Genomic DNA, 14,747 nt, shown 5'->3' with positions numbered 1-14,747 from the left:
CACCAAAGAGATTGCGGCCGATGGAACTGGCGTCCGCTTCTGCAATGCCGTCGATGGATGGTACGGTCCAGGGAGCAGATCGAGAATTTGGGACGCGGCCTGTGATGTTGAGATAAAGATTCAGCGCCACTCCGTTCGATGCCTTCTGCATCTCAGCACTGCTGAACGCGCTTCCGCGTCGCAGCTCTCCTTGGCGATCGGTGTAGGTGCGGATGAAGGCGCTGTGCATGCCGGTCCCCCCGTTGGCCCCCACTGCCACGTCAAGCCACAGCTTGGCGCTTTTGAAATTGGCTTGGTCCTCTTTATCCAGATTTCCAGCGGAAAGATGTTTTTGCAGGAGGTTGGAGAGGGTTGTGTAAAAAGGAACCCAATTACCAGTCGCACTCACATCGCGCGGATCATCTCCGGAGGCACTTTTAAGTCGCGCCGCTTCAATTTCCGCACGTTCTTGATTGTTGAATAAGTACGTCATCTTTTAATCCACAGTCATTTCAGAAAGTTTTTTAGCCAACTCATCATATATTTTGTCAATATCTTTTACAGCGGCACCAGGGACATCAATCATTGCCGAGATAAATTTCCCATTATCAGCACCCACATAGCCTCTGCAAGTATTTCCCACAGTATCGCTCTCATATGTTTTAGCCTGAACAAGCCATGATGGATCGCGCGCTTTCGTTGCTTCGTCCGTATAGTCTTTTGGGTCACGCTCAGGCGGAGACCTAAGACTACAAAATGTTGTATAGGGTGTTCCACTTAATTTATCCATTGTTCCCCTAATAGCCCAATAGACAGTAGGTTTGGATTTAATTTTTCCTACTCCGGCCTCAGGATCAGGAACGTCCAGACCGAAATTAGGCAGCAAATCGATAGGATAAAGCTTATGAGGTATTGCAGGCTGATACCACCAATCCTTAGGCAAATCCTTTTCCGCAGGAATACCCTGCCTTTCAAAATCTATGAGAATTTTCACCATAGGCACTTCCTCTTTCGGCCATTTCCCCTCTCGAAGCAATTCCGAGTATTCTTTCATGGTGAACAAACGATTTTCTCGCCAATAAAAATTGTTAAATCCCATTCGTACATATTTTTCTTCACCCGGCGTGCCACCCTTACCCCCTCGTCCACAACCGCTCACCGGAAAATCCTCCTTAAGGTAAATTCCATTGACCGATTGCTTCACTCGCTGCCCATTCCTCTCAAAAACCTGCACTGTTTCTTGGCAAATCGGCTCTGGCTTATGCTCCTTGCACGACGCCAATGCGGACAGACTCAAAATCACGGCCACCCAATAAACTGCTCTTTGCATAAAACTCCCTGATTGAATAATTAATCGACACCCATTACCGGGTCGCGTGTCTTGCCGGGACCACGGGGTAAGCCTCGGCGCCTGTCCTGGTTCGGCGTGTTCGAGGCTTCGCCGTATTTCTCTTGGCACAGGGCGGTTTGATGCCGAATCGGCCTCCAAGGCAATCGTTACTACGGCATATCGCTATATTTTTAATAGCAATCGATGCATTTACTCTTCTTAAATTTGGCTTGATCTTTTTCGTCCAGATTTCCAGCAGCGAGGTGTTTTTGCAGAAGGTTGGAGGGGCCGTATAGAACTGCACCCAGTTGCCTCCGGCATTGACTGCTTCTGGTCGATCACCCGGAGAACTTTTCAGCCGGGCTGCTTCGATTTCTGCTTTTTCTTGATCGTTGAAAACATATGCCATTTTTTACTTACTCCGCAGTCATTTCAGAAAGATAAGCCGCTACAGCCTTGTATATTTTGTCGATGTCTTTTAAAGCCGCGCCTGGCACGTCAATCATTGCGCCAACGCGTTTTCCATTATCTGCACTGACACTTCCTCTACATGTATTTCCCAAAATACTTTCTTCATATGTTTTAGCTTGAATAAGCCATGCAACATCTCGCTCTTTTGTGGCTTCTGGCGAATAATTTTTTCCATCCCAACCGGGCGGAGACTTCATACTGCAAAATGTTGTATATGGACTTCCGCCATCTATCCTCGCAGTACCTCGAACAGCCCAATAAGGCGATGGCCTAGATTTAATCGACCCAACACCGGCTTCGGGGTCAGCAACATCAAGCCCAAAATTCGGCAGTAAATCGATGGGATATATTTTGTGCGGTATGGCAGGTTGCCACCACCACGATTTTGGCTTATCAGCCTCACTGATAGACTGATTCTCGCCAAATCTAATGTATATCTCAATGCGTGGCTTATGCTCGTCAGGCCAATCCCCCTTTCTTTTTCTTTCAGAATATTCACGACCACTTGCCAAACGCCCCTCATACCAATAAAAAGCATAGCTACCGCCTGCTACGAATGTTTTCGCGCCTGGCTCCTTTCTGCCAGGCTCCACTGAACAGCTTGTAATATTGAAATCCTTTTTCAAATAGACCCCATTGGTTGCTTTTAGCACCTGTTGCCCATTCCTCTCAAATACCTCAACACTCTCTCTGCAAGTAAGTTCCGGCTTATGCTCCTTGCACGATGCCAATGCGGACAGACTCAAAATCACGGCCACCCAATAAGCTGCTCTTTGCATAAAAATCCCTGATTGAATAATTAATCGACACCCATTACCGGGTCGCGTGTCTTGCCGGGACCACGGGGTAAGCCTCGGCGCCTGCGCTGCTTCGGCGTGTTCGAGACTTCGCCGTATTTCTCTTGGCACAGGGCGGTTTGATGCCGAATCGGCCTCCAAGGCAATCGTTACTAGGGCATATCGCTATATTTTTAATAGCAATCGATGCATTCGCTCTCCGCGTGAACAAAAACTGCCCCCTGGCATCCTCCCAGGCACCGTCCGCACCGTAGCGCTTGACGGTCGCCAGCGGCATGGCCACGACGTCGAATTCCAGCGTGCCCGCGCCGCCTCTACGACGACACCCCCACGGCAATGGCCTGGTTCCACAAAGCCGCCTGGGTCGCCGAAGCCGTTGCCGCAGTCCCCATCGCCGATGGCGCAAAGCCCGCCATGGCCTGCAGCAATTGCTGTGCGCTGCCTTCCAGTGCCAGTACCGGCGCAAGGGGCTGCTCCAATGCGCTGCGCATCGAGGGCGACAGCTCCAGCGGCTTGGTCGTTCCTGCAACGTCCGTCACGTCGGACAGCAGCATCGGTTTGGTGGACTCGAACATTCCCCACGCCGCCATGTCGGTCGTGTAGGGCCGGGTGCTTTCCATGCCCCCAACGGCCGCGGACCACTCCAGCGGCTTGGCGTGCTGCAAGGACGTTGCATGCTGCGCCGCATCCATCTCTGCCTCGTACCCATAGGGGCGCGTGCTCTGCACGCTGGCGTCGGTCTGCGAAGCCATTTCCGTGCTGGCCAGGTCGCCCGGCACGCCATTGCGGCCACGCTGCAGCGCCTCCAGGTTCCATTGCACGGCGCCTGGCGCAGTGGTGGTCGCCTGTGCGATGGAGGTCTGCGTCAGCCGCGCATCCTGCATGGCGGCAGAGAGCGCGGGCGCGGCAGCGGCGGCGCCTGCAGGGGGCGCCGCCGCGCTGGCCAGTTCCGCCGCAAGGGTGGACTCGGCATAGCTTTCCTTCCAGGGCGTCGCTCCCTGCGGGCCCTTGAAGCGCCATGAGGCGGCGGGGGTGTTCTGGTTGTTGTTGTTGCTCATCGGGATTTCTTTCGTTTTTCAATGAATCTGTCAATGGATCTGTCAAACCCACGCCCATCGCAGCCGCAGCCGCGGCTGTGCGATGGCTCGCAGGAGGTGTTTCGTCGTGCGGACGCGCTGGGCTGTCGTGCCCCATTGGCAGGTGGCGAGTGGGAAGCGACGGCGGCCCCGTGGTGCGTCGCGCTGACCGCGCCAGTGGTGCCGTCAGCGCTCCTGTCAGCGTTCTCTCAAGCTCTCGCTGCCCGCCCGCTGGATGGGGCTTAACAAATACTCAATCACCCGCCGCTTGCCCGTCTTGATCTCCGCCGTCAGGTTCATCCCCGGCGCCAGCCGGATGGGCTTGCCGTCCACGTCGATGTGGCTTTGGTTCAAGGTGATGAGCGCCGGGAAGATCGCGCCGCGCTTTTCGTCGGTGACGGCGTCCTGCGTCACCTTGTCCACCGTGGCCTTCACGGTGCCGTAGCGCGTGAACGGGAAGGTCTCCAGCTTGATGGCGACTTCCTGCCCCGGCGCCACGAAGCCGATGTCCTTGTTTTCCAGGGTGACCTCGGCGCTCACGCCGGCGCTGTCGGGCACGATCACCATGAGGGCCTGGGCCTCGGTGACGACGCCGCCTTCGGTGTGCGCGGCCAGTTGCTGCACGGTGCCGGCGACCGGCGCCGTGAGCGTGGCGAGGCGCTCGCGCTGGGTGGCCTTGGCCAGTTCCTGGCCCGATTGCTGGCGCCTCAGGTCCGCCTGGGCCTGGCGGTCGCTCAAGGCGCGGCGGGTTTCGGCCAGATAGGCACTGCGGGTTTGCTCGGCTTCGCGCAGCGCGGCCTGGGCTTCGTCCAGGCGGGCCTGCTGGGTGGCCAGGTCACGCTCCAGCTCGATGCGTTCGCGGGTGCGGTCCTGGTTGGCGTGGCCGGACATGAAGCCCTGGTCCGCCAGCGCCTTGAAGTCCTGCTCGCGTTGGCGTGCGATGGGGACGGTGGCTTCCAGCTTGCCGATCATGGCGCGCACGGTGGCCATTTCGGCTTGGCGGCGCTGGCGCTCTGCGGCCAGCTTGGCCAGGCGCGCGGTGATGTCGCTCCACTCCGCAGCCAGGTAGGCGTTGGCCTCGGCGGTTTCTTCCCGGCTCCATCCGACCGGCACGTCCTTCGCCGTCAAACGTGCCGCCAGCGCATTCGCAGTCACGGTCTTTTGCTCCTGATTCAATAGCATCTGCAACAGCGCGCGGCTGCGCAGCCATTCCGAATCGGCAGAGCGCCGCGCTTCATGAAAGCTGGCTTTGTCGGCCCGAGCGGCGGTCGGGTCCAGTTCGACCAGCGGCTGGCCGGCTAGCACGTGGTCGCCGTCCTTGACCAGGATGCGGCGGATGACGCTGTTCTCCAGCGGCTGCACGAGCTTGGTGCGGTCGCTCACGATGACTCGCCCGGGCGCCACGGCCACGATGTCGATCTTGCCGAAGATGGCCCACAGCAGCGCGATGACGAAGAGCGCCATCAGCACGAAGGCGATGCGCCGGGGCGCGGGGTGGACCGGCGTTTCCTGCAGGCTCAGTGCCGCGGGCAGGAAGGCCTGTTCGTCCGCCAGGCGCGAGGGGCCGGCCAGTTCGGCGCGGTGCGCCCAGGCGGCACGAAAGACGGCGCGGTAGCGGCCCAGCAGTTCGATGGCGGGGTGGCGCGGTTTTTCGATTTTGGCGAGCGGGGTGCCAGGCGCAGACGGCGCGGCGCCTGCGGTCATCGAGGTGTCCGTCATGCGATGGCTCCCTCGGCGGCGGCTGCAGCAGCGCTGCTGCCAGCGGCGGTGGCTGCGGGCGCGGACTGGCTTCCATCCTGCATGCGCCACAGGTGGGCATACAGGCCCTGCTGGCGCTGGATCAGCGCATCGTGCGGGCCGGCCTCGACGATCTTGCCCTTGTCCATGACGATGATGCGGTTCGCGTGCCGCACGGCGCTCAGTCGGTGGGCGATGATGAGCACGGTGCGCCCTTTGCAGATGTGCGCCATGTTGCGCTGGATGATGGCTTCGCTCTCGTAGTCGAGCGCACTGGTGGCTTCGTCCAGGATGAGGATGCGGGGGTTGGTGAACAGGGCCCGCGCGATGGCGACGCGCTGGCGCTGGCCGCCCGACAGGCTGCCGCCCTGCTCGCCCACCAGGGTGTCGTAGCCTTCGGGCAGTTCGCTGATGAAGTCGTGAGCGCCGGCCAGGCGGGCGGCATGCACCACGGCTTCGATGGGTGCTGCGGGGTCGGCGATGGCGATGTTCTCGCGCACGCTGCGGTTGAAGAGCAGGTTCTCTTGCAGCACCACGCCCACCTGGCGGCGCAGTTGGGCGGCATCGATGAGGCTTATGTCGATGCCATCGACCAGGATGCGGCCCTGCTCCGGCACGTACAGGCGCTGCACCAATTTTGTAAGGGTGCTCTTGCCCGAGCCCGAGCGGCCCACGATGCCGATGACTTCGCCGGGGCGCACGTCCAGGCTGACGCCGCCCAGGACGGGAGAAGCCTCGGGCCGGTAGCGAAAGTGCACGCCATCCAGGGTGATGCGGCCCTGGATGGGCGGCAGCTGCGCGGCGCTCGCGGGCGGCACTTCGGTGCGGGTGTTGAGGATGTCGCCCAGGCGCGCCATGGAGATGCCGGTCTGCTGGAAGTCGGTCCACAGCTGGGCCATGCGCATGATGGGCTGGGCCACGCGCTGCGCGAACATGTTGAAGGCGACGAACTGGCCGACCGTCAATCCCGCGCCGTTGAGCTGGTTGTCCATGACGAGGTGGGCGCCATACCAGAGGGTGGCGGCGTTCACCAGTTTGCCGATCAGGTTGACGCCCTCGTGTGCCCAGGCGGCGATGTTCTGCGTCTTGAAGCTGGCGCTGACATAGGCGGCCAACTGGTTGTCCCAGCGGCGGGCGAACGATGGCTCCAGCGCGCTGGCCTTGACGGTCTGAATGCCGGTGACGGTTTCCACCAGCATGGCCTGGTTCTCCGCGCCACGCGCGAACTTGTGGTCCAGCCGGCGGCGCAGCACGGGCACGATGGCCAGGCTCAGGCCGAAGTACAGCGGCAGGCTGACCAGCACGATCAGCGTGAGGGGCACGCTGTAGAACAGCATCACGGCGATGAAGATGACGGAGAACAGCACGTCCAGCACCACGGTGAGTGCGTTGCCGGTCAAAAAGCTGCGGATGTTCTCCAGCTCCCGCACGCGGGCGACCGAATCGCCCACGCGGCGCGCCTGGAAGTACGACAGCGGCAGTTGCATGAGGTGGCGAAACAGCCGCGCACCCAGCTCCACGTCGATGCGGTTGGTGGTGTGGCTGAAGACGTAGCCGCGCAGGCCGTTCAGCAGGCTCTCGAAGACCACCACGACCACCAAGCCGATGACCAGCACGTCCAGCGTGGTCACGCCGTGGTGGACCAGCACCTTGTCCATCACCACCTGGAAGAACAACGGGCTGATCAGCGCGAAGAGCTGCAGCATGAAAGAGATGAGCAGCACCTCGCCCAGGAGCTTGCGGTGCTTGATGAGGCTGGGAATGAACCAGGAGAAGTCGAACTTGGCCAGCTCGCCCGCCAAGCTGGCTCGGCTGGTGATGAGCAGCAACTCGCCGGTCCACTGCGCGGCGAAGTCTTCCAGCGATTCGATGGTTGGGCGGCTCGCTCCGGGGCCGGCGGATGGGTCTTGCAGCAGCACACGCTGGCCGTTGCATTGGGCCAGCACGATGGCCCGCACTTCGCCGGCCGCGTTGCGCACCATGGCCAGGGCCGGCAGGGGGCTGAGGGCCAGGCGATCCACAGTGGTAGGACTGATCTTCGCCTTCAAACCGATGTGCTTGGCCGCCCTGACCAAGTCCTGCAAGGTCACCGCATCGCTGGGAGCCAGCCCCATCTGGTGCATCAGCGTGGCGGGGTCGGCTGCGATCTGGTGCAGCCTCGCAACAAGGCACAGAGCGGCAACGCCACCGTCCCCGCTTGGCCTGGTGAGGGGATCGGCCGGCTGGCTTTCCCTCGTTGATCCGCCGGCACTGGGAAGTGCATTGATCGCCACCATCGCTTGCTCCTGTCTATCGGTGGCGCGGATGCTATTCGACAAAACCGTGTAATTTCCATGTCGCTTTTGCGTCTATTCCATATATTTCCAAATGTAGGCAACTGAACGACAAGTAAAAAAATTTCATTGACTTGCACGCAAAAAAATCTTATACGCGGGTAAACCCTTGCCTTGCTGGGCGCGCAAATTGCTTAATCTCGTTATCGAGCTTGACCCTTTGCAAAGAAAGAGCCTCCCATGACCTCTCGCCGCCTCTTCACCGGCCGCCTGTTGTGCACCTCCCTCGCCATTTCCGCCACGCTGGGCTTCGCGCCCACGCTGGCTTTCGGGCAGGCCCGGTTGAAAGTGGCGGCGATCTACACCGTGCCTTATGAACAGCAGTGGGTGAGCCGCATCCACAAGGCGCTCAAGGCGGCGGAAACGCGCGGCGAGATCGAATACAAGAGCAGCGAGAACGTGGCCAATGCCGATTACGAGCGCGTGATGCGCGAGTACGCCACGGGCGGCAGCCAGTTGATCTTCGGCGAGGTGTTCGGGGTGGAGGCGGCGGCGCGCAAGGTGGCCAAGGACTTTCCCAAGACGGCCTTCGTGATGGGCTCCTCGGGCAAGCCGCAGGCGCCCAACTTCAGCGTGTTCGACAACTACATCCAGGAGCCGGCCTACCTGTCGGGCATGGTGGCGGGCGGCATGACCAGGACGAACAAGATCGGCATGGTGGGCGGCTTTCCCATCCCCGAGGTCAATCGCCTGATGCACGCCTTCATGGCCGGTGCCAAGGAAGTGAACCCGAAGGTGGAGTTCACCATCACGTTCATCAACAGCTGGTTCGACCCGCCGAAGGCCAAGGAGGCCACCTTCGCCATGATCGACAAGGGCGCCGACGTGCTGTACGCGGAGCGTTTCGGCGTGTCCGATGCGGCCAGGGAAAAGGGCAAGCTCGCCATCGGCAACGTGATCGACACACAGGCCCAGTACCCTGACACGGTGGTGGCTTCGGCGCTTTGGAACATGGAGCCCAGCGTGGACCGCGCGATCCAGCAGGTCAAAGAAGGCAAGTTCGCCGCAGAGGACTACGGCCCCTATTCGATGATGAAGCACAAGGGCTCCGAACTGGCGCCGCTGGGCACGTTCGAGAAGAAGGTGCCGGCCGACGTGGTGGCCAAGGTGAAGGCCAGGGAGGCCGACATCCTGGCGGGCAAGTTCACCGTGAAGGTGGACGACAGCCAGCCCAAATCGACGGCGAAGTGAGCGGTGAAGGGGCCAACGGCCCAAGCACCGGCGATGGCCCCGTTCTGCGCCTGAGCGGCATCACCAAGCGCTTCGGCCCGCTCGTTGCCAACGACGGCATCAGCCTGACGCTGGCGCGCGGCGAGGTACTGGCACTGCTGGGGGAGAACGGCGCGGGCAAGTCCACGCTGATGTCGATCCTGTTCGGCCATTACCGGGCCGATGCCGGACACATCGAGGTCTTCGGCCAGCCGCTGCCGCCGGGCCAGCCCCGCGCGTCGCTGGCGGCCGGCATCGGCATGGTGCACCAGCACTTCACGCTGGCAGACAACCTGAGCGTGCTGGACAACGTGATGCTGGGCAGCGAGCCGCTGTGGCAGCCGTTCTCCCGCAGGGCCGAGGGCCGTGCGCGGCTGATGGCGGTGTCGGCGCAGTTCGGGCTGCCGGTGGCGCCCGATGCCCGCGTGGGCAACCTGTCGGTGGGCGAGCGGCAACGCGTGGAGATTCTGAAAGCGCTGTACCGCGGCGCGCGCATCCTGATCCTGGACGAACCCACCGCCGTGCTCACGCCCCAGGAAAGCGAGGCGCTGTTTCGCACCCTGGCCCAGATGGTCGCGCAAGGGCTGTCGATCGTGTTCATCAGCCACAAGCTGGGCGAGGTTCTGCGCGTGTCGCACCGCATCGCCGTGCTGCGCCAGGGCAGGCTGGTGGCCGAGGCACCGGCGCAAGGCACCACGCAAGGGCAATTGGCGCAGTGGATGGTGGGCCATGCGGTGGATGCCGCCGCGCGCAGCCCCGCCATGGCGGTCGGCGCGGCGGTGTGCACGCTGGACGACGTGCGGACGCACGCTTCGTCTCCTGCGGCCCAGGATGCGCTGCGGGGCGTGAGCCTTACCCTGCATGCCGGCGAGATCGTGGCGATCGCGGGCGTGTCGGGCAATGGCCAGGTGGCGCTGGCCGACGTGCTGTGCGGCGTGCGCGTGGCGGTTGCAGGCACGGCCACGCTGCTGGGCGGGCCGCTGCAAGCGCGTCCGACGCGCTTGGTGGCGCAGGGCGTGGCCCGCATTCCCGAGGACCGCCACACCGTCGGCGTGGTCGGTGATCTGCCGGTGTGGGAGAACGCCGTCTCCGAGCGCTTGCCCAGCCGCTGGTTTTCGCGCGGATGGTTCACGGGGTTCTGGGTCCGGCGCGGTGCGGCACGCCAGCATGCGCGCCGCGTGGCCGAAACCTTCGACGTGCGCGGCGGTGGCCTGGATGCGCCGGCGCGCTACCTTTCGGGGGGCAACATGCAAAAGCTCATCCTCGGCCGGGCCCTGCTGTCGCCCGGGGACGGCACGCAGCCCACGACCGTGCCGCGCCTGATCGTGGCGCACCAGCCCACCTGGGGCCTGGACATCGGCGCGGTGACTTTCGTGCAGCGGCAACTGGTGGCGGCCCGCGACGCCGGCGCGGCCGTGCTGCTGATCTCCGACGACCTGGACGAGGTGCTCGCCCTGGGCGACCGGGTGGCGGTCATGCACGGCGGCCACCTGAGCGAAGCCCGTCCCGCAGTGGCCTGGACGCGCGAGGCCATCGGCCTGGCGATGGCCGGCGCGGCCGTGCCCGGCCCGAACATTTCTCCGCCGTCTTGCGGCCCTGAAAGCACTGCCCCATGAGGCTGGAAAAACGCGATCGCACTTCGGCCCTGGCTTGTGCAGCCGCCCCCATCGGTGCCGTGGCATTCACCCTGCTGGTGAGTGCCCTGCTGGTGCTCTGGGCCGGCGCGCCGGTGGGCCAGACCTATGCATTGCTGGCCAAGGGCGCGTTCGGGTCGGTGTTCGCGCTGACCGAAACGCTCACGCGCGCCACGCCGCTCATCCTGACGGGCCTGTCTGCTGCCGTGGCGTTTCGGGCACGCCTTTTCAACATCGGTGCGGAGGGGCAGCTGTACGCCGGTGCCATCGCGGCCGTGGCGGTCGGGGGCATGCACGCAGGCACGGGGCTGCCACTGCCATCGGCGGTGCTGTTCCCGCTGATGATGCTGGCGGCCGCGCTGGCCGGTGCAGCCCTGCTGCTGGGCCCGGCGCTGATGAAGGCGCGCCTGGGGGTGGATGAGGTGGTGACGACGCTGCTGCTGAACTTCGTGATGCTGCTTTTGGTGTCCGCCCTGCTCGACGGCCCGATGAAAGACCCGCTGGCGCTGGGCTGGCCGCAAAGCGTGGCGCTGCAAAGCGAGCTGGAACTGTCGCGCCTCGTGCCGCAGACGCGGCTGCACACCGGCCTGCTGTGGGCGGTGGGCCTGGCGGTGCTGCTGTGGGCGCTGCTGTCGCGCACGGTGCCGGGCTTTCGGATTCGTGCGGCCGGCGCCAACGCCCGCGCGGCGGCGTTTGCCGGTGTGCCAGTGACGCGCACGGTCGTGCTGGTGGCATTGCTCTCCGGAGGCCTGGCCGGGTTGGCCGGCGCCATCGAAGTGGCGGGCCGCACCAGCTACGTGACGCTCGACATGTCGCCCGGCTACGGCTACAGCGGCATCGTGATCGCCATGCTGGCGGGCCTGCATCCGCTGGGCGTGGTGGCTGCGGGCGTCTTCGTGGCCGGCGTGCTGGTGGGGGCCGACAGCATGAGCCGGGCGGTCGGCGTACCCACCTATATCGCCGATGTGATCGTGGCCGCCTCGCTGATCGCAGTGCTGGTGGCGGGCCTGCTCACGCAGTACCGGGTGCGCTGGAAATGAGCGCCGTGCATTCAACGGGCGATTTCGAGGCGAACATGCCCTCTGCCGCCGTATTCATTGCGCTGGCAGCTATGAATTCAATAGCAAAACTTTTCTGGCCTGTGGTGCGATGACCGAACTGTTCGACATTCTGGCCAATCCCGCGTTCTGGATCGCGACGCTGCGGGTGGCCACGCCGCTCATCCTGGGTACCCTGGGCGTGCTGCTGTGCGAGCGGGCGGGCGTGCTCAACCTGGGCATCGAAGGGATCATGGTCGCGGGGGCGTTCACCGGCTGGCTCACCGTGTATGCGGGCCATGGCCTGTGGACCGGCGTGCTGGTGGCCGCGCTCACCGGGGCGGCGTTCGGGCTGCTGCATGCCTGGCTCACCGTGGGTCTGGCGCTGTCGCAGCACGTGTCGGGCCTGGGAATCACATTGCTGGCCACTTCGCTCAGCTACTACGGTTACCGGGTGGGCTTCCCGAAGGTCACCACGCCCCCCACCATCGAGCCCTTCCAGCCCATGGCGTGGCTGGGCATTCCCATTCTTTCGGCACAGACGCCGCTGACTTTGCTGGCGCTGGCGCTGGTGCCGCTGCTGGCCTGGGCGCTGCTGCGCACGCCGCTCGGGCTGGCGGTTCGCATGGTGGGCGAGAACCCGCAGGCGGCCGAAGGCCAGGGCATTTCGGTGGCGGCCACGCGCACGGCGTCGGTGGTGGCGGGCTCGGCGCTCATGGGCGTGGCCGGGGCGTTCCTCACGCTGTCGGCTTTCAATGCGTTCTTCTTCAACATGGTGAACGGGCGCGGCTGGATCTGCGTGGCGCTGGTGGTCTTCGCCTCGTGGCGGCCGGGCAAGGCGCTGCTCGGCGCCCTGCTCTTCGCCTTTTTCGATGCGCTGCAATTGCGGCTTCAGCAAGCGGGCGATGCCTGGCTGCCGTATCAGGTGTACCTGATGCTGCCTTACCTGCTGTCGATCCTGGCGCTGGTGCTGGTGGCGCGCAAGGCGGCGTATCCGCAAGCGCTGATGAAGCCCTACCGCAAGGGCGAGCGGTAGAAAAAGCCGGGTGGCCGGGCGGCCGGGCGCCGGCCCGCCCCTCCCATCGCATCGCATCGCATCGGCGCATGCCGACATCCCTGCCCACGGAAACCTTCGTGCCCATCGCCCCGGCGTGACCTGCGTGCAGATCGACGCCCAGGGGGCCGCGCACTGGATGGTGTCGCATTTGCCGCAGCAGGCCTACGGCGTGCCCGCCGGCGCCGGTAAGGACTGGATGGGCTTTCGGCTGCACCTCGGCGTGGTGGTGGACACCGCCGCCCTGCTGCATGCCGTGCAGGCCATCGACCTGAACCGCGAACCGGCCGAAACCGTCGCCCGCGTGCACGCGGCGCTGGTGGACTTCACGCGGTGCGGGGCGCCCGCCACTGCGCGCTGCGGGTTCTTGCCAAGCCGGGCCATGAGCTTCAACGACGAGAACGCCAGCGCGGTGGCGCCCGTGTCCATCTCGCCGAAATCGCCTTCCTCGTGCACGAAGCGGCGCGACAGGCCGAAGGCGGCTTCGTAGAAGGCGACGGTGGCGGGCACGTCTTCGACGTAAAGAATGGTGTAGCCGAACTGCATGGGATTCCCTTCGGTAAAAAAGACAGGTGGATCGAACGTGCCCGCAGCATAGGTGGCCTTTTCCACCCCGTCTGGAAGAAATCCGACACATGCCGCCCCATCGTCTGCCCGTGTGGCCGCATCGGGCTGCGGCCTACACTGACAGACCGGCGGCGCTTTCCGGGCAAGCCTTTTGCATGCCTGGCCGCACCGCATCTCCCGCCACAAAAACAGCCCCTGTCCTCCCTCCAGCGCCATACACACCATGCTCGATCTGCTCATCCACAACGCCACCCTGCCCGACGGCCGCACCAACATCTCCGTGGCCGTGCAAGACGGGCGCATCGCGGAAGTGACCGAGGGGCTGAAAGCGCCTGCGCACGAAACCGTCGATGCCGCCGGCCTGCTGCTCAGCCCGCCATTCGTCGATGCGCACTTCCACATGGATTCCACGCTGAGCTACGGCCAGCCCCGCGTGAACGAAAGCGGCACGCTGCTGGAAGGCATCGCGCTGTGGGGCGAACTCAAGCCGGACCTCACGCAGGAGGCCATCGTCGAACGCGCGCTGCGGTATTGCGACTGGGCCGTGGCGCGCGGCCTGCTGGCCATCCGCTCGCACGTGGACACCAGCGATCCGCGGCTGCTGCCGGTGCAGGCCCTGATCGACGTCAAGCGCCGCGTAGCGCCCTACCTCGATTTGCAGCTGGTGGCCTTTCCGCAGGATGGCTTGCTGCGCGCCGCAGGCGGCCTGGACAACCTCAAGCGGGCGCTGGACATGGGCGTGGATGTGGTCGGCGGCATTCCGCATTTCGAGCGCACCATGGTGCAGGGTGCGGAAAGCGTTCGCATCCTGTGCGAGCTGGCAGCCAATCTGGGCAAGCGGGTGGACATGCACTGCGACGAGTCGGACGACCCGCTTTCGCGCCATGTCGAAACGCTGGCTTTCGAGACGCAGCGCCTGGGCCTGCACGGCCGGGTGACGGGGTCGCACCTTACCTCCATGCACAGCATGGACAACTACTACGTGAGCAAGCTCATTGCGTTGATCGCCGAGGCGCAACTGGGCGTGGTGGCCAACCCGCTCATCAACATCACCCTGCAGGGCCGGCACGACACCTACCCCAAGCGCCGGGGCATGACGCGCGTGCCCGAGCTGATGGCGGCCGGCCTGACCGTGGCGTTCGGCCACGACTGCGTGATGGACCCGTGGTACGGCGGCGGCAGCGGCGACATGCTGGAGGCAGCGCACATGGGCCTGCATGTGGGGCAGATGACCAGCCAGAGCGCCATGCGCCAGTGCTTCGAGGCCGTCACCAGCAACCCGGCGAAGCTGCTGGGGCTGGAAGGCTACGGCCTAGAAGCCGGCTGCCATGCCGATTTCGTGCTGCTGCATGCGCGCGATCCGGCCGAGGCCATCCGCCTGCGCGCCGCACGGCTGGCCGTGTGGCGTCGCGGCAAGAAGGTGGCGAGCAGCCCTGCCCCCGTGGCAGAGCTGTACCTGCCTGGCCGGCCCGGCCGCGCAGACTTCCTGCGCGGCTGAAAGGGCTGGCACCGGGCTGCAGGAG

Annotated in this window: 11 protein-coding genes; 6 read left to right on the top strand and 5 right to left on the bottom strand. The window is 64.0% G+C overall.

The window, feature by feature from the left end; all coding sequences use genetic code 11:
• Window positions 1-475: 475 nt before the first annotated feature.
• The 5 genes from AVHM3334_RS05360 to AVHM3334_RS05340 all read right to left on the bottom strand — a co-directional run bounded on the left by AVHM3334_RS05360 (window position 476) and on the right by AVHM3334_RS05340 (window position 7,666).
• Window positions 476-1,309 carry a hypothetical protein gene (locus AVHM3334_RS05360; protein ID WP_284410281.1) on the bottom strand — a complete coding sequence of 278 codons (834 nt, stop codon included), beginning with the start codon at window positions 1,307-1,309 and terminating at the stop codon, window positions 476-478.
• Between the two features lie 416 nt (window positions 1,310-1,725).
• Complete coding sequence (locus AVHM3334_RS05355; RefSeq protein ID WP_284410279.1) at window positions 1,726-2,559, bottom strand: hypothetical protein; 834 nt, start codon at window positions 2,557-2,559, stop codon at window positions 1,726-1,728.
• A 332-nt stretch (window positions 2,560-2,891) separates the two neighbouring features.
• Window positions 2,892-3,635 carry a hypothetical protein gene (locus AVHM3334_RS05350; RefSeq protein ID WP_284410278.1) on the bottom strand — a complete coding sequence of 248 codons (744 nt, stop codon included), beginning with the start codon at window positions 3,633-3,635 and terminating at the stop codon, window positions 2,892-2,894.
• Between the two features lie 216 nt (window positions 3,636-3,851).
• A complete protein-coding gene (locus AVHM3334_RS05345; RefSeq protein WP_502869861.1) occupies window positions 3,852-5,357 on the bottom strand; it encodes an HlyD family type I secretion periplasmic adaptor subunit in 1,506 nt (501 codons plus the stop codon).
• Between the two features lie 11 nt (window positions 5,358-5,368).
• Entirely contained in the window at window positions 5,369-7,666 is a 2,298-nt protein-coding gene (locus tag AVHM3334_RS05340; protein ID WP_502869858.1) for a type I secretion system permease/ATPase, read from the bottom strand.
• Between the two features lie 237 nt (window positions 7,667-7,903).
• On the opposite strand from AVHM3334_RS05340, the gene AVHM3334_RS05335 reads away from it, so the two are divergent.
• The 6 genes from AVHM3334_RS05335 (at window position 7,904) to AVHM3334_RS05310 (ending at window position 14,722) form a co-directional block, all read left to right on the top strand.
• Window positions 7,904-8,914 carry a BMP family protein gene (locus AVHM3334_RS05335; protein WP_284410275.1) on the top strand — a complete coding sequence of 337 codons (1,011 nt, stop codon included), beginning with the start codon at window positions 7,904-7,906 and terminating at the stop codon, window positions 8,912-8,914.
• The gene (locus AVHM3334_RS05330) at window positions 8,911-10,548 is read left to right on the top strand and encodes an ABC transporter ATP-binding protein (protein WP_284410273.1); all 1,638 of its coding nucleotides are present in this window, start codon (window positions 8,911-8,913) and stop codon (window positions 10,546-10,548) included. Before AVHM3334_RS05335 ends, AVHM3334_RS05330 begins: the two co-directional genes overlap by 4 nt.
• Window positions 10,545-11,606: an ABC transporter permease gene (locus AVHM3334_RS05325; protein WP_284410271.1), complete on the top strand. Its 1,062-nt coding sequence runs from the start codon at window positions 10,545-10,547 to the stop codon at window positions 11,604-11,606. Before AVHM3334_RS05330 ends, AVHM3334_RS05325 begins: the two co-directional genes overlap by 4 nt.
• A gap of 109 nt (window positions 11,607-11,715) precedes the next feature.
• A complete protein-coding gene (locus AVHM3334_RS05320; RefSeq protein WP_284410269.1) occupies window positions 11,716-12,639 on the top strand; it encodes an ABC transporter permease in 924 nt (307 codons plus the stop codon).
• Between the two features lie 115 nt (window positions 12,640-12,754).
• Window positions 12,755-13,147, top strand: coding sequence for a hypothetical protein (locus tag AVHM3334_RS24015; protein WP_502869857.1), 393 nt, complete (start codon window positions 12,755-12,757; stop codon window positions 13,145-13,147).
• 300 nt (window positions 13,148-13,447) lie between these two features.
• Complete coding sequence (locus AVHM3334_RS05310; protein ID WP_284410267.1) at window positions 13,448-14,722, top strand: amidohydrolase family protein; 1,275 nt, start codon at window positions 13,448-13,450, stop codon at window positions 14,720-14,722.
• Window positions 14,723-14,747 lie beyond the last annotated feature (25 nt).

The organism is Acidovorax sp. SUPP3334 (assembly GCF_030159055.1).
Taxonomy (GTDB): domain Bacteria; phylum Pseudomonadota; class Gammaproteobacteria; order Burkholderiales; family Burkholderiaceae_C; genus Paracidovorax.
This window is presented reverse-complemented; position numbering and strand designations above follow the sequence as displayed.

Excerpts from the sequence above, each read along its gene's own strand:
- AVHM3334_RS05320 (WP_284410269.1), top strand. The coding sequence starts at position 11,716 with ATGACCGAACTGTTCGACATTCTGGCCAATCCCGCGTTCTGGATCGCG.
- AVHM3334_RS05335 (WP_284410275.1), top strand. The coding sequence starts at position 7,904 with ATGACCTCTCGCCGCCTCTTCACCGGCCGCCTGTTGTGCACCTCCCTC.
- AVHM3334_RS05360 (WP_284410281.1), bottom strand. The coding sequence starts at position 1,309 with ATGCAAAGAGCAGTTTATTGGGTGGCCGTGATTTTGAGTCTGTCCGCA.
- AVHM3334_RS05355 (WP_284410279.1), bottom strand. The coding sequence starts at position 2,559 with ATGCAAAGAGCAGCTTATTGGGTGGCCGTGATTTTGAGTCTGTCCGCA.
- AVHM3334_RS05325 (WP_284410271.1), top strand. The coding sequence starts at position 10,545 with ATGAGGCTGGAAAAACGCGATCGCACTTCGGCCCTGGCTTGTGCAGCC.
- AVHM3334_RS05350 (WP_284410278.1), bottom strand. The coding sequence starts at position 3,635 with ATGAGCAACAACAACAACCAGAACACCCCCGCCGCCTCATGGCGCTTC.
- AVHM3334_RS05340 (WP_502869858.1), bottom strand. The coding sequence starts at position 7,666 with ATGGTGGCGATCAATGCACTTCCCAGTGCCGGCGGATCAACGAGGGAA.
- AVHM3334_RS05345 (WP_502869861.1), bottom strand. The coding sequence starts at position 5,357 with ATGACCGCAGGCGCCGCGCCGTCTGCGCCTGGCACCCCGCTCGCCAAA.
- AVHM3334_RS05310 (WP_284410267.1), top strand. The coding sequence starts at position 13,448 with ATGCTCGATCTGCTCATCCACAACGCCACCCTGCCCGACGGCCGCACC.